13 protein-coding genes and 1 pseudogene are annotated in these 15135 nt (G+C 71.4%); 11 read left to right on the top strand and 3 right to left on the bottom strand.

The features are described 5' to 3' along the window. The first annotated feature begins 30 nt into the window (after positions 1-30). Positions 31-2931 (top strand): SCO1167/SCO6262 family helicase, encoded by a 2901-nt coding sequence (locus tag ABT001_RS22380; protein WP_351280236.1) that lies wholly within the window; start codon positions 31-33, stop codon positions 2929-2931. Beyond that, positions 2928-4205: an SWIM zinc finger family protein gene (locus tag ABT001_RS22375; protein WP_351280233.1), complete on the top strand. Its 1278-nt coding sequence runs from the start codon at positions 2928-2930 to the stop codon at positions 4203-4205. Before ABT001_RS22380 ends, ABT001_RS22375 begins: the two co-directional genes overlap by 4 nt. Positions 4206-4215: 10 nt before the next feature. On the opposite strand, the gene ABT001_RS22370 is transcribed toward ABT001_RS22375, so the two are convergent. Further along, positions 4216-5427: a pyridoxal phosphate-dependent aminotransferase gene (locus tag ABT001_RS22370; protein ID WP_351280231.1), complete on the bottom strand. Its 1212-nt coding sequence runs from the start codon at positions 5425-5427 to the stop codon at positions 4216-4218. Between the two features lie 68 nt (positions 5428-5495). Here ABT001_RS22370 and ABT001_RS22365 point away from each other — a divergent pair, with 68 nt between their 5' ends. From ABT001_RS22365 to ABT001_RS22325, 9 genes and pseudogenes are all read left to right on the top strand, one after another. Further along, positions 5496-6194, top strand: coding sequence for a winged helix-turn-helix transcriptional regulator (locus tag ABT001_RS22365; RefSeq protein WP_502967502.1), 699 nt, complete (start codon positions 5496-5498; stop codon positions 6192-6194). Positions 6195-6261: 67 nt separating this feature from the next. Further along, positions 6262-6771: a cupin domain-containing protein gene (locus ABT001_RS22360; protein WP_351280226.1), complete on the top strand. Its 510-nt coding sequence runs from the start codon at positions 6262-6264 to the stop codon at positions 6769-6771. Positions 6772-6836: 65 nt separating this feature from the next. Further along, positions 6837-7346, top strand: a complete 510-nt coding sequence (ureB, locus tag ABT001_RS22355; protein WP_351280223.1) for an urease subunit beta — start codon at positions 6837-6839, stop codon at positions 7344-7346. After that, positions 7346-9071 (top strand): annotated as a pseudogene (gene ureC, locus ABT001_RS22350) (urease subunit alpha). Before ureB ends, ureC begins: the two are co-directional and overlap by 1 nt. A 4-nt stretch (positions 9072-9075) precedes the next feature. Then, positions 9076-9819 (top strand): urease accessory protein UreF, encoded by a 744-nt coding sequence (locus ABT001_RS22345; RefSeq protein ID WP_351280220.1) that lies wholly within the window; start codon positions 9076-9078, stop codon positions 9817-9819. Positions 9820-9854: 35 nt separating this feature from the next. Further along, positions 9855-10475, top strand: coding sequence for an urease accessory protein UreG (gene ureG / locus ABT001_RS22340; protein ID WP_351280218.1), 621 nt, complete (start codon positions 9855-9857; stop codon positions 10473-10475). Position 10476: 1 nt separating this feature from the next. Then, on the top strand, positions 10477-11442 hold the full coding sequence (locus tag ABT001_RS22335) for an urease accessory protein UreD (RefSeq protein ID WP_351280215.1): 966 nt from the start codon (positions 10477-10479) through the stop codon (positions 11440-11442). Between the two features lie 45 nt (positions 11443-11487). After that, complete coding sequence (locus ABT001_RS22330; RefSeq protein WP_351280212.1) at positions 11488-12879, top strand: ammonium transporter; 1392 nt, start codon at positions 11488-11490, stop codon at positions 12877-12879. A gap of 29 nt (positions 12880-12908) precedes the next feature. Further along, positions 12909-13571 carry a nucleoside/nucleotide kinase family protein gene (locus ABT001_RS22325; protein WP_351280210.1) on the top strand — a complete coding sequence of 221 codons (663 nt, stop codon included), beginning with the start codon at positions 12909-12911 and terminating at the stop codon, positions 13569-13571. Here the strand turns inward: ABT001_RS22325 and ABT001_RS22320 are convergent. Next, entirely contained in the window at positions 13568-14113 is a 546-nt protein-coding gene (locus tag ABT001_RS22320; RefSeq protein WP_351280207.1) for a methylated-DNA--[protein]-cysteine S-methyltransferase, read from the bottom strand. The two genes, ABT001_RS22325 and ABT001_RS22320, sit on opposite strands and share 4 nt — an antisense overlap. A 49-nt stretch (positions 14114-14162) precedes the next feature. Then, positions 14163-15035 (bottom strand): glycerophosphodiester phosphodiesterase, encoded by an 873-nt coding sequence (locus tag ABT001_RS22315; protein WP_351280204.1) that lies wholly within the window; start codon positions 15033-15035, stop codon positions 14163-14165. Positions 15036-15135: the final 100 nt, after the last annotated feature.

Here is a 15135-nt window from a genome sequence, read left to right as displayed (position 1 = left end):
AGTGCGACAGGACCGAGGCGGGAGGGGGCGATGGACGTGACACGGCAGACGCGGGAAGCCGCCGCCGGCCGGTTGTCGCGGTGTGCCGCGGTCTTCCTGCCGGGGGCGCTGCCCCGCGACGGCCGGATCGCCTTCTGGGACCCCGAGGGGACGGTCGGCCTCGCGGACATCCGCGACGAGCTCGCGGACCCCGGGGCGCCGCCGTGCGTCCCCACCGATCTCACGGTCGTCGTCAGGCACGCCACGGACGGCGCCCGTGCCCGCACCGTGCCCGCCGTGGTGCTCCCCCTCATGGACGCGGTGCCCCTGCTCGCGCGCGCCCGGCACCGCGCCGTGGCCCACCCCGCCACCCGCGCGTGGGGAGCGGCGGCCCTGCACGCCCTCACGCTCGTGGCGCGCGGCAGACTCCTGCCCGGACTGACGGACGGTGACCACGACGCCTGGCGGGCCGGGCCGCGCGACGCGGAGGACATCGCCCACCTGAGGGCCGTCGCCGCCTCGATGCCGCCCGAGGGGCACGCCGTGCCGCTGGACGGCACACCCCTGCGCGTCCCCGAAGCCCGCGCGCTGATCGGCGCGTTCCTCGACGCCGTCGCCGACGCCCTGCCCAGGACACCCGCGGCCGCCCACGCCATGGGCGCGCCGTTCGCCGCCCGCGAGGCACAACACCTGCCGGACGCCCGGGCCTGGGCCGTCGAGGTGGCAGCCGGGCTCGACGCAGGCGTGCGCATCTCGCTCCGGCTCGACCTCTCGGCGTACGACCTCTTCGACTCCTCCGGCTCCGCCGGGGAACCGGCCGGGGACGAGGACCAGGCCGCCACGCGCCACGCCGCCGCGGCCATCACCCAGGTGCACAGCCTCGCCGACCCGACGTACGTCACCGACGCGGCCACCCTGTGGAGCGGCGGGGCGGGCGAGCCCTTCGGGCCGAGGGCCAGGATCGACGCCGTGCTCGCCCTGCGCCGCGCCGCCCGCGTCTGGCCACCGCTGGAGCGGCTGCTGGACCAGCCCGTACCCGACGTGCTCGCCGTCACCGAGGACGAGCTCCTCGAGCTGATCGGCGCGGCCGGAGCACGGCTCGCCGCGGCAGGGGTGGCGGTCCACTGGCCCCGGGAGCTCGCACGCTCGCTCACCGCGGCGGCCGTCGTCCGGCCCGCGCCGGGCTCGGCCACCGACGGCACCTCCTTCTTCGACGCCGAGCAGCTCTTCACGTTCGACTGGCAGCTCTCGCTGGGCGACGACCGGCTCACCGAGGCGGAGATGGACACCCTGGCCGAGGCACACCGGCCGGTGGTGCGGCTGCGCGACCAATGGGTCGTCGTGGATCCCGCCCTCGTCCGGAAGGCGCGCAAGCGGGAGCTCGGCCTCCTGGACCCGGTGGACGCGCTCGCCGTGGCCCTCACCGGCAGCGCCGAGGTCGACGGCGAACAGGTCGAGGCCGTGCCGGCCGGAGCCCTCGCCGTGCTCCGCGCGCGCATCCTCGACGAGGACGCGACCCTTCCCGCGCCGTCCGGCCTCGACGCCACCCTCCGCGACTACCAGCTCCGCGGCCTGGCCTGGCTGGACCGCATGACCTCGCTCGGCCTCGGCGGCTGCCTAGCCGACGACATGGGCCTGGGCAAGACGATCACCGTCATCGCGCTCCATCTGCACCGCGACCGCGCCGCCCCCACCCTGGTGGTCTGCCCGGCCTCCCTCCTCGGCAACTGGCACCGGGAGATCAACCGATTCGCCCCCGGCGTCCCGGTCCGCCGCTTCCACGGCACCGACCGCGACCTGGGCGGCTCCGACGGCGGCTTCGTCCTCACGACCTACGGCACGATGCGCTCCAGCGCGGAGCGGCTCGCCGGGCACACCTGGGGGCTGGTCGTCGCCGACGAGGCGCAGCACGTCAAGAACCCGCACTCCTCGACGGCCAGGGCGCTGCGCACCATCCCCGCCCCGGCCCGTGTCGCCCTGACCGGCACCCCCGTCGAGAACAACCTCTCCGAGCTGTGGGCGCTGCTCGACTGGACGACCCCCGGTCTGCTCGGCCCGCTCAAGGCGTTCCGCGCCCGCCACGCCAGGATCGTCGAGAACACCGGTACGGCCGCCGGTCTGGGCAACGAGGAGGCGGTCGAGCGGCTGTCCCGGCTGGTCCGCCCCTTCCTGCTGCGCCGCAAGAAATCCGACCCGGGCATCGCGCCCGAGCTGCCGCCCAAGACCGAGACCGACCACCCCGTCTTCCTCACCCGGGAGCAGGCCACGCTCTACGAAGCGGCCGTCCGCGAGACGATGGCGTTCATCGAGCAGTCGGAGGGCATCGCCCGGCGCGGACTGATCATGAAGCTGCTGGGTTCGCTCAAGCAGATCTGCAACCACCCCGCGCAGTATCTGAAGGAAGAGCCGACCCGGCTCACGGGACGCTCCGGCAAGCTCGCCCTGCTCGACGAGCTCCTCGACACGATCCTCTCCGAGGGTGCCTCCGTCCTGATCTTCACCCAGTACGTGTCCATGGCCCGGCTGCTCTCCGCCCACCTCGCCTCCCGCGCCATCCCGTCCCAGCTGCTGCACGGCGGAACGCCGGTGCCCGAGCGGGAGCGGATGGTGGACGGCTTCCAGTCCGGCGAGGTACCCGTCTTCCTGCTCTCCCTCAAGGCGGCGGGCACGGGTCTGAATCTCACCCGGGCCGCCCACGTCATCCACTACGACCGCTGGTGGAACCCGGCGGTCGAGGAACAGGCCACCGACCGTGCGTACCGCATCGGCCAGACCCAGCCCGTACAGGTGCACCGGCTGATCGCCGAGGGCACCGTCGAGGACCGGATCAGTGAGCTCCTGGAGTCCAAGCGGGCCCTGGCCGACGCGGTGCTCGGTTCCGGCGAGGCCGCCCTGACCGAGCTCAGCGACCGAGACCTCGCCGACCTCGTCTCGCTCCGGAGGACGCCATGAGCCCCGGTGGGAGCCCTGCGGCCCGCCCGGGCCCCGACGACCTGCGGCGCACCTTCGAAGCGGTGCCCGCCCGTGCCTCCGACGCCGGAGGACCCTTCGCGGACAGCTGGTGGGGCCGGGCCTGGGTGGACGCCCTGGAATCCCTGTCGATGGACGAGGGCCGCCTCGCCCGCGGCCGTTCGTACGCCGACGGGGGCCATGTCGCCGCGATCACCGTCACCCCCGGCCGGGTCATCGCCTACGTCCACGGCAGCCGGCCCCGCCCCTACCGTGCGGAGCTCCGGCTGCGTACGTTCTCGGCGTCCGACTGGGACACGTTCCTGGACGCCGTCGCCGCCCGGCCGGGACACCTGTCCGCCCTCCTCGACAAGGAGATGCCGCACTCCCTGGTCGACACGGCGGGCGAGACGGGGATACGGCTGCTGCCCGCCGCAGGCGATCTGGACCCCGACTGCTCCTGCCCGGACCGCGGCTGGCCCTGCAAGCACGTGGCGGCGCTCTGCTTCCAGACGGCACGGCTCCTGGACAGCGACCCGTTCGTCCTCCTGCTGATGCGCGGCCGGGGCGAGCGTGAACTCCTCGACGAGCTGGGCCGCCGCAACGCCGAGCACTCCGCGCGTGAGCGGCCCGAGACCCCCGCGATGCCCTCGGTCCCGGCGGCCGAGGCGATGGCCGACCGCTTCCTTCCTCCGCTGCCGGCGCCGCTGCCCGTGCCTCCGTACGCCGGCGAGCCGCCGTCCTACCCGGAGCTGCCCGGCGCTCGCGACCCGCTGGGCCTCGACCACCTCGCCACGGACGCCGCGGCGCGCGCCCTCGCGCTGCTCGCCACCGGGGACGACCCGCTCGCCGGGCTGAGCACCTGGCAGGACGCCGTACGCATCGCCGCGTCGCGCCCCACGGCCGGGCTCACCGCCACGACCCGGGCGCTCTACCGCGAGCTGGCCTTCGCCACGGGCCGCAGTACCACGGACCTGGCCCGGGCCGTCGCCGCCTGGAGGCAGGGCGGGGCGGAGGGCCTGGAGGTGCTGGAAAGCGCGTGGGACCCGCCGGCAGGCCCGTTCGACCGGGCGCGGCCGGCCCTCGCGGCAGCCGAGTTCCCCCGCTTCCAGCCCTGGCGCAACCACCTGACCAACGCCGGGGGCACCCTTCAGCTCCGCTTCGGCCACGACAGCCGCTGGTACGGCTACGAATCCGATCCGGGCGAGGACGACTGGTGGCCCCGCGCCGCGCCGGACCCCGACCCGGTCGCCGCCCTCACGGCGCTGAGGAGCTGACGCCCGCGGGTCACTGGCGGTATCCGCTCAGGAAGCGGCCGATGCGGCTGATGGCGGCGTCGAGGTCGTCGGCGTGCGGCAGGGTGAGGATGCGGAAGTGGTCCGGGCGCGGCCAGTTGAAGCCGGTGCCCTGCACCACCTGGATCTTCTCCCGCAGCAGCAGGTCCAGGACGAAGCGTTCGTCGTCGACGATGGGGTGGACCTTCGGGTCGATGCGCGGGAAGGCGTACAGCGCGCCCTTCGGCTTCACGCACGACACCCCGGGGATCTCGTTGAGCCGTTCCCATGCCCGGTCGCGCTGCTCGTGGAGCCTGCCGCCCGGGGCGACGAGGTCCCGGATCGACTGCCGCCCGCCGAGCGCCGCCTGGATCGCGTACTGCGCGGGGGCGTTGGGGCAGAGCCGCATGGAGGCGAGCATGGTGAGCCCCTCCAGATAACTGCGGGCGTGCTGCTGAGGGCCCGACACCACCAGCCAGCCCGAGCGGAATCCCGCGACCCGGTACGTCTTGGACAGCCCGCTGAAGGTCAGGCAGAGCAGGTCGGGCGCCAGTACCGCCACGCTGTGGTGCTCGGCGTCGTCGTAGAGGATCTGGTCGTAGATCTCGTCGGCGAACACCATCAGCCCGTGCCTGCGCGCCAGGTCGAGCATGCCGTCGAGGACTTCGCGGGAGTAGACGGCGCCCGTCGGGTTGTTCGGGTTGATGATCACCATGGCCCGGGTGCGGGCTGTGATCTTCGAGGCCATGTCGGCGAGATCGGGATTCCAGTCGGCGCCCTCGTCGCACGTGTAGTGCACGGCCCTGCCGCCCGCGAGCGTGGTGACGGCGGTCCACAGCGGATAGTCGGGGCTCGGGACGAGGATCTCGTCGCCGTCCTCCACGAGCGCCTGCACGGCCATCGAGATCAGCTCGGACACCCCGTTCCCGAGGAAGATGTCGTCGACGTCGACATCGGTCAGCCCCATCGCCTGATAACGCTGCGCGACGGCACGTCGAGCGGACAGGATGCCGCGCGAGTCGGTGTAGCCGTGGGCCTGGGGCAGCATCCGGATCATGTCCTGGACGATCTCCTCCGGCGCCTCGAAACCGAAGAGCGCCGGATTGCCCGTGTTGAGGCGGAGCACACTGTGGCCCGCCTCCTCCAGGGCGTTGGCCTGCTCGATGACCGGGCCCCGGATCTCGTAACAGACCTCGTTGAGCTTGCTGGACTGCCGGAACTCCATGTGGTGCCTCCCCGACGCGAATTGCGATACTTGGTTTTACCAAGCTCGGGCTTGGAAAGTCCAACAACATGTCTAGACTGCGTCGCATGCCACGTCAGCAGCAGCCCGCACGCCCCGCCCGCCGCCGGAGCTACGACCAGTTCTGCGCCACCGCCCGCGCCCTCGACTCCGTCGGCGACCGGTGGACCCTGCTGATCGTCCGTGAACTGCTGGCCGGGCCCCGCCGTTACACGGATCTGCACGCCGATCTGCCCGGAGTCAGCACGGACGTGCTGGCCTCCCGGCTCAGGGACATGGAACAGGGCGGCCTGGCCGTGCGCCGCCGCCTTCCGCCCCCTGCGGCCGCCGCGGTCTACGAACTGACCGAGCACGGCCGCGGACTGCTTCCGGTCCTCACCGCGCTCGCCCGGTGGGGTGCGCCCGCGCTCGGTGAGCGCCGCCCTACGGACGCGGTCAGGGCCCACTGGTTCGCCCTGCCGCTGCTGCGCGCCCTCGACGGGCTCACGTGCGGCGGGGTCGTCGAAGTGAGGCTCACGGAAGGCGAGTTCCACGTCCGTACCGGTGCGGGGGCAGCGGCCGGTGAGGCCTACGGATTCGGCCCCGCCGACCACCCGGACGCGTGCCTCGTGCTGGACGCGGAGGTCGTCCTGGCGCTCGGGTGCGGTGAGTGCACCCTCGCGGAGGCGGTCGCGCAGGGGCGGGCGGAGGTGCTCGGTGAGGGGCCGCTCGCCGAGGAGATCCGCGCCGGCCGATGCCCGCGCGCCTGACGCCTTTCCCTCAACTCGCCGGTAACGTAGTCGCGTTCACCGGTGCGCTGATGTTGAGGAGTCGGTCATGAGGTTCGACGGCCTGGTCGGTACGAGGACCGGGAAGAGCACGAAGGGGCAAGGGGCGCTGCGCAAGGCCCTGCTCGTGGGCGTGTGCGTGACCGCTCTGGGGCTCGTTCCGGCGGCTGCCGTCGCCACGCCGGGCAGCGGGGTGAGCGGCACCGTCGTCGCCGAGGGAACCTCCGAGGGCCCGCTCAGGATCGATCCGCCCGAGGGCCGTGCGGACGTCACCTTCCGGAAGATCACCGTGCAGCCCGGCGGTTCCACCGGCTGGCACACCCATGAGGGGCAGCTGATCGCCGTCGTCAAGTCGGGGACCCTCACCCGGACCCTGCACGACTGCTCGGTGGAGGTGACGTCCGCGGGGACGTCCTTCATCGAACCGTCCGGGGCGGACCACCGGCACATCGGACGCAACCTGGGGACGGAACCCGTCGTGCTGTGGGTGACGTACCTGCTCCCCGAGGGCAGCGAACTCTCCGACGACGCCGCCGCGGTGGACTGCCCGGGGGCGTAGGCGTCCGTGCCCCCGGAACCGCGCCGGGAGCGGCTCGGTTCCGGGGTGGCGCCCGTGGGGTGCCGATGTCACCCCACTCGCGCTCAGAAGACCGCGTCCGCCACAGCCGCGCCGGCGAAGGAGAGTCCCACCCCCGCTCCGACGCTGAGCAGCAGATAGCCTCCCGCGAGGCCCAGCCTGCGGGCGGAGCCGAGAGTCAGGACACGGGTGACCGTGCGATCCAGATCGGTTCGCACTACCACTTCTTCGAGGTCAACTCGGCCCTCGACTTCGACCGTCAGAAGGCGCTGGGAATGCACCTCAACATTCCCGCCGGCACGTCCGTACGCGTCGAGCCCGGCGGGACCCGCGAGGTCGAACTGTGCGAATACGCCGGAACCGGACGGCTGGTCGGGTTCAGCGGCCTGCTCAACGGCAGCCTCGTCTCGCATCCGGCCCGGGTCGAAGCCGTCCGTAAGGCGATCGAGCGGGGCTTCCAGGGCGCGGCGGACGCCGGCTCCGGAGCGAACACGACAGGGGCCACGAACACCGACGGCCCGAAGGATTCCAAGCAGAAGAAGAAGGGTTCGCGCTGATGCCCATCCTGCCGCGCAAGCAGTACACCGACATGTTCGGTCCGACGGTCGGCGACCGCTTCCACCTCGGGGACACCAACCTCGTCGTCGAGGTCGAGAAGGACTACAGCGAGGGCCAGTACGGGGACGAGGTCCTCTACGGCGGCGGCAAGACCATGCGCGACGGCATGGCTTCCGACCCCCAGGCCACCACCGCACAGGGCGCCCTCGACACCGTCATCACCAACGTCGTGGTCATCGACCCGGTCGTCGGCGTCGTGAAGTGCGACATCGGCATCAAGGACGGCTTCATCGTCGACATCGGCAAGTCAGGCAACCCGCAGACCCAGGACAAGGTCCACGCGGGCCTGATCATCGGACCCGGAACGGAGGCCATCGCGGGCGAGCACCTCATCGCCACGGCCGGTGCCATCGACACCCACGTCCACCTGATCGCGCCCCAGCAGGCCGAGCAGGCCCTCACCAACGGCATCACCACGCTCATCGGTGGCGGCACCGGCCCGACCGACGGTTCCAACGGCACCACCTGCACACCCGGCCCGTTCAACATCGGCCGGCTGCTCCAGGCCGCCGAAGGCTTCCCGGTCAACGTCGGGATCATGGGCAAGGGCAACGGCAGCCTCCCCGAGGCGCTGAACGAACAGGTCACCGCCGGAGCCTGCGCCCTGAAGGTCCACGAGGACTGGGGCGCCACCCCCGCCGTGATCGACAACGCGCTGAACGTCGCCGACGCGCACGACGTCCAGGTCGCCATCCACACGGACAGCCTCAACGAGGGCGGGTTCTTCGAGGACACCCGGTCGGCGATCGACGGTCGCACCATCCACACCTTCCACAGCGAGGGCGCGGGAGGCGGGCACGCCCCCGACATCATGCGTGTGGCGGGCGAGCCGAACGTCCTGCCGTCCTCGACCAACCCGACGCTGCCCTACACCAAGAACTCGGTGGACGAGCTGCTGGACATGGTCATGGTCTGCCATCACCTCAGCCACGACATCCCCGAGGACGTCTCCTTCGCCGACAGCCGTGTCCGTGCCGAGACCATCGCCGCCGAGACGGTCCTGCACGACCTCGGCGTGATCAGCATGTTCTCGTCCGACTCGCAGGCCATGGGCAGGGTCGGTGAATCCGTCACCCGTGCCTTCCAGACCGCCCACCACTGCAAGGACAAGCTCGGCCCGCTGGAGGGCAACTCCGAGCGCAACGACAACCAGCGGGTCCTGCGCTATCTCGCCAAGGTCACCATCAACCCGGCGATCGCCACCCGGAATCTCGGACCATGTCGGCTCGATCGAGAAGGGCAAGCTCGCCGACATCGTGCTCTGGCCCATCCACTCCTTCGGGGCCAAACCGAAGATGGTGATCAAGGGCGGCATCGTCTCCTGGGCGCAGATGGGGGACCCCAACGCCTCGCTGCCGACCCCGCAGCCGGTGATCTACCGTCCGATGTTCGGACAGTACGGCAAGGCCCTGCAGGCCACCCACGTCACCTTCATGTCGCAGGCGGGTATCGCCGCCGGTGTCCCCGCCGAACTGGGGCTGGACCGGCCGGTCCTGCCGGTCCTGCGCACCCGGACCATCGGCAAGCACAACATGGTGCGCAACGACGCGCTTCCGGACATCAAGGTCGACCCGGAGACGTTCAAGGTCACGCTCAACGGCAAGGTCGCCACCATCGACCCGGCCGAGAAGCTCCCCCTCAACCACCTGTTCTTCCTGGTCTAGGCCGATGTACCAGGAAGAGGTCGACATCATGGGCGGCGGCTCCGGGGCAACGGCCACGGGCCCCGGACTCGGGCCCCTGCTGGTCAGCCTCCAGCTGACCGACTCGGCCTTCCCGAGCGGCTTCTACACGCTGTCGCACAGCCTGGAGGGGTTCGCCCAAGCCGGGGCGGTCGACTCCGACTCCCTGCCCCGACTGCTGGAATCCATGGTGCTCCACGGCGTCGGCCCGGCCGACGCCACCGCGCTCGCCCTGGCCCACCGCGCCTGCCGGGCGGGAGACCAGGAAGCCGTGGCCGCCGTCGACGAACACCTCTTCGCCACCAAGCTGGGACGGGAGATGCGCCAGGCCGCCACCCGGACCGGGCGACAGCTCCTCGACCTCGCGAGCGAGGTCTTCGGCCGGGCGGAGATCGGAGACTACTTCGCCCGTGTCGTACGCCGCGAGGCCCCCGGTACCCAGGCGGTGGCGGCCGGGGTCATCTACGCGGCCACCGGAGTGCCGGTCCGTCAGGCCGTCGCCTCGGACCTCTTCGCCTTCTGCGCGAGCTTCGCGGGCGCGGCGCTCCGCCTGCGGCTGACCGACCACCGGAAGGCGCAGGCCCTGCTCCACGGAGCAGCCCCCGTCATCGAAAAGGCCGTCGAGGCGGCGCTGCGCCGGGAACTGCCCGACGTCGGTGCGACCCTCTTCGCCTCGGACATCATGTCGGGCCGTCACGAACGGGCCGAAGCACGCCTCTTCGCCAGCTGAGCACATCTCCCCACACCCACGAACCAGGGAGCACCATGGACGACAACGTACTGCGGGTCGGCATCGGCGGACCGGTCGGATCCGGTAAGACCGCCCTCATCGAGGCACTGGTGCCACTGCTGATCAGGAGTGGCAACCGTCCGTCGGTCGTCACCAACGACATCTACACACAGGAGGACGCCCAGCACATCCGGCGCACCCTCGAGGGGATCCTCGAACCGGAGCGCGCCGTCGGCGTCGAGACGGGGGCCTGTCCGCACACCGCGGTGCGCGACGACCCCACGATGAACCTCGCGGCCGGCGCCGAGATGCTGGAGCGCTTCCCCGACACGGACACGCTCTTCTACGAGTCCGGCGGCGACAACCTCACGCTCACGTTCAGCCCCGCCCTCGTCGACGTCTTCGTCTTCGTCCTGGACACCGCCGAGGGCGAGAAGATGCCCCGCAAGCGAGGACCGGGCATCACCGACTCGGACCTGCTCGTCATCAACAAGATCGATATCGCCAAGTACGTGCGCACCGACATCGGCATCATGGAATCCGACGCCCACCGGGTCCGCGAGAACCGCCCGGTCGTCCTGACGGACTGCCTGACCGGGGTCGGCGTCGACGACGTACTCGGCTTCATCGAATCACGCCGCAAGGTGTTGATCTGACGTGCCGCCCACCCCGCTCCGGCCTCGGCCCGACCGGCTCGACCCCGACTACTACAGCGTCGTCCGTCTCCCTCCCGAGGTGGCGGCCCTGGCCTCCGAGCCGGACACCCTCGGGCCCGGTTCCCCGGCCAAGGTGGGCATCCTCGACCTGGCCTTCGCCGTACGGGGTGGGCGCACCGAACTCGCGGAGCGCTACCAGAAGTCGCCCCTGCAGATCATGCGGCCGCTGTACACCGACCCGGCCATGCCCGGCATGGCCTACGTCTGTCTCATGGCGACCGGCGGCGGTGTCGCCCAGGCGGACCGCTACCGGATGGACTTCCGCTGCGGCCCCGGCAGCGAGGTCCATCTCACCACCCAGGCCGCCACCAAGGTCTTCCGGATGGAGCACGACTACGCGAGCCAGCGCGTGCACATCACGGCGGAAGAGGGCTCCTACGTCGAATACCTGCCGGACCCCGTGATCCCGTTCAAGGACGCCCGTTTCTATCAGCGCACCGAGGTCACGGTCGCGCCCGGCGCCACCGTCGTGGTCGGGGACACCGTCACATCCGGGCGGCTCGCCCGCGGGGAACGCCACGACTACCGGGTCGTCGCGGCGGATCTGCGCCTCGCCCGGCCCGACGGCACGTTGCTCGCCGTCGACACCCTGCGGCTGGAAGCCGGCGGGACGACGGTGGGCGCCGGTGTCGTGGGTCCCGGGGTGTTCTCCGGACACGACCACGTCTCCTCGCTCTTCGTGGTCAGCGACCGGGCCCCGGCCTCCGAGATCGCCGACACCCTGCACACGGCACTGGCCGGGTACGGCGTCCTGTACGGGGTGAGCGTGCTGCCGCGGGAGTGCGGTGCCTGGCTGCGACTCCTGGACGACAGCCCCGTGCGGGTCGCCGCCGCACACACCGCCGCCTGGCACGCCGCACACCGACTCCTCACCGGTCGGCCGGCGCCCGCCACCCGCAAGCCGTAGCGCGCCCCTTCACCCCGCCCCGACGACACCCACGAGGTACCGCCGATGAACACCGCTCCCGCGCCGATGCCACCCGCGTACGACTCCGGGGACACCGCCTGGCTGCTCGCGGCCACCGCCATGGTGCTGCTGATGACGCCGGGACTGGCGTTCTTCTACGGCGGCATGGTGCGTACCCGGCACGTCCTGATGATGATCAAGATGAGCTTCGCCGCGCTCGCCTTCGGCACGCTCGTCTGGTGGTTGATCGGCTACACGCTCGCGTTCGGCCCCGATGTCGGGGGCGCGGGACTCATCGGCAACCTCGACCACGTCTTCATGCGCGACATCGGGCTGACCTCGCTCACCGGCCACATCCCCACCTACGTCTACAGCACGTTCCAGATGGGCTTCGCCGTCATCACCGTCGCGCTGATCAGCGGATCGATCGCCGACCGCGCCACGATGAAGGGCTGGCTCGTCTTCGTCGTCCTGTGGCTGCTCATCGTCTACGTCCCGCTCGCCCACTGGGTGTTCGACGAGGACGGCTGGATCGTCAAGCACCTCGGCGCGCTCGACTTCGCCGGCGGTCTGCCCGTGGAACTCAACTCCGGAGTCGCCGGCCTGGCCGTGGCACTCGTCCTACGGGCACCGCGTGACTTCGCGCGCCGGGAGGAGCGGCCGAACAACATCCCGCTCGTCGTGATCGGCGCCGGACTCCTCTGGTTCGGCTGGTTCGGCTTCAACTCCGGTTCCGCGCTCAGCGACCAGGGCACGGCCTCCGCCGCGTTCATCAACACGCAACTGGGCGCCGCGGGAGCCATGGTCACCTGGCCGCTGGTCGAGAAGTGGCGCACCGGCAAGGTGACCACGATGGGGGTCGTCTCGTCCGCCGTGGCGGGCATGGTCGCCATCACTCCCGCCTGCGGTGAGATCGACACTCTGGGCGCCGTGATCACCGGGCTCGTCGTCGGTGCGGTCTGCGCCTTCGCGATCACGCTCAAGTACCGCTTCAACGTGGACGACACCCTCGACGTGGTCGGGGTGCACGGTGTCGGCGGGTTCATCGGACTGATCATGGTCGGTCTGTTCGCGACCGCGCGGATCAGCGGCCAGAAGGGGCTCTTCGAGGGCGGCGGCTGGGCACTGCTGGGTAAACAGCTCGTCGCGATCGTGTCCGTCATCGCGTTCTCCTTCATCCTGACCTGGCTCATCGCGAAGGCCGTCGACCTGACCGTCGGATTCCGGACGAAGGAGGAGTACGACAACGTCCCCGGCGAGGAGGAGGAGCGGGCCTACGACTTCCGCACCGCCGAGCAGATCGACGAACTCGTGTCCGCCACCGCTCCCGGCACCACCGCTCCGCGCACCCCCACGCCCGGCTCGGCCACGAAGAACGACGCGGAACTCGTCCGGAAGATCACCGAGCTGCTCCGGGCCAGGGGCACACGGCTCTGACCGTCGACGCACCGGGCCATGATGGACACGTGCGATTCGAACCGATCACCTGGGAACGGCTGGCCGAAACCCTCGCCGTGCACGCCGACGGGCTGGTGCCGTCGGACGGCGGACCGTGGCTGAAGGTGGGTGTCGACGGCGCTCCGGCTGCCCGGCCCGAAGAGCCCGCCGCACACCTCGCCGAAGCGCTGCGGGCCCGCGGGCGCCCGGTGCTCACCGTCTCCACGGGCGGCTTCCTGCGCCCGGCGAGCCTGCGCTACGAGTACGGCAAGGAGGACCCGGACTCGTACGCCGACAGCTGGTTCGACACGGGAGCGCTGTGGCGGGAGGTGTTCCGGCCGCTGGAGCCCGGCGGCAGCGGCCGGGTGCTGCCGGACCTCTGGGACCCCGCGACCGACCGGGCCACCCGCAGCCCGTACCGGGTGCTGCCCGAGGGAGGGGTACTGATCCTGCACGGACCGCTGCTCCTCGGGCACTGGTTCCCGTTCGACCTCGGCGTGCACCTGAGCCTCTCGCCGGGCGCACTGCGACGGCGCACCGGGGAGAGCGAACGGTGGACGCTGCCCGCCTTCGCACGGTACGAGGACGAGACCGCCCCGGCCGGACGCGCTGACGCGGTCGTACGGGCCGACGATCCGCGCCACCCCGCGTGGACCGGACTCGGCGGCGGACACGGGGGAGCGGCGCCCTAGAACAACGGCTGCGGAAGTATCCCCTCGAGTGCCAGCAGCTGACGCTTGGTCTCCAGCCCGCCGCCGAACCCGCCGAGACCTCCGCCGCTCTCCACCACCCGGTGGCACGGAACCACCACCGGCAGCGGGTTGGCGCCCATGGCCGCCCCCACGGCCTGGGCGCCGCCCGGTTCACCGACCCGGGCCGCCAGGTCCCCGTAACCCACGACCGTCCCGTAGGGCACACCGGAGGCCAGCTCGCGGAGAACCGCGCGGTGGAAGCCGGAGCTCAGCGACCAGTCAAGAGCGAGCGAGAACTCCCGCAGCCCTCCGGCGAAATACGCCGCGAGCTGACGCACCGGCTCCGCCAGCAGCGCGGAGTCCCGGGCCTCCACGGGTTCCGCGCCCAGCCGGGTCCGCAACTGTCCGAGCGCCCTGTCCCGGACAGCGGGGCGCGCGTGGAAGGCCACGGTCACCAGACCCGCGCGGGTCGCGGCGAGCAGGAGCGGGCCGATGCCGCTCGGCACGACGGACCACTCCACGACCTGCTCGCTGCTCTCCATGCGGCCCACCGTACGGCGGGGTACTGACAACGCCGGCCCGACGGACTGCTCAGCGGGTGGCGTCCCGGACGGTGTCGGGGTTGTTGGTGATGATGCCGTCCACGCCGAAGCCGGCCACCTCGGCCGCCTTCGCCGGGTCGTTCACCGTCCAGGTGTTCACCTTGAGCGGCTTGCCGTGGACGCCCTTCAGCTTCTGCACCGCGGCGACGTAGTCGGCGCTGATCGTCGTGTACGACGGATTGATCTGGTCGGTGAAGGCCGCGTACGACGGCAGATCGGCCACCGCGGGGGTGCCGAGGAAGCCCGTGACGACGTCCGGACGCTGGGCGTGGACAGTTTTCACACTCTCTGCACCGAAGCTCTGGATGATCAGTTTGCTCTTGACGTGACCGCGGTCGAGCCACCCCTCCGCGCGCAGGACACGGAGGGTCTCCTTCTCGATCCCCGGGTAGGTCGCCGGGCTCTTGATCTCCAGGAGCAGCTTCTGCCGATTGCGCTCGACGCGGTGCAGGTACTGCGTGAGCGTCGGCACCCTGGCCCCCTCGAAGCCGGCGCCGAACCAGCTGCCCGCGTCCAGCTTCGCGATCTCCGCCGCGGTGAAGTCCTTGACCGCCCAGGGCGCGCGGTCGGGGAAGACCTCCTCGACGTCGGTGGTCCTGCTCAGGGTGGTGTCGTGCACGACGACCAGTACGCCGTCCTTGGTGAGCTGCACGTCGTTCTCCACCCAGGTGATGCCCAGGTCATCGGCCGCGTCCACAGCCGCCAGGGTGTTCTCCGGGGCGTAGGCGGACGCTCCGCGGTGGGCGTAGACGACCGGGCCGTCCTGGGCGGCCGAGGCCTGCGCCTGGGTGGCGGGCAACAGAACGCAGGCGCCGAGCAGGGCGGCGACGGCGCCGGAGGCGGTTGCTGTGCGTACGGACACGTGTACTCCTCGCGTGGAGATGCGGACAGGCCGAGACTCGCATCCGCTCCCCAACAGACGGGAGGGGGATGATGGCCGTGTTGTGAACGGAATGTTGGCT

Origin of the sequence: Streptomyces sp. NPDC002793 (genome assembly GCF_040295485.1) — a bacterium.
Taxonomy (GTDB): domain Bacteria; phylum Actinomycetota; class Actinomycetes; order Streptomycetales; family Streptomycetaceae; genus Streptomyces.
The sequence above is the reverse complement of the archived record's forward strand: the minus strand, read 5'-3'. Positions and strand labels throughout refer to the sequence as shown.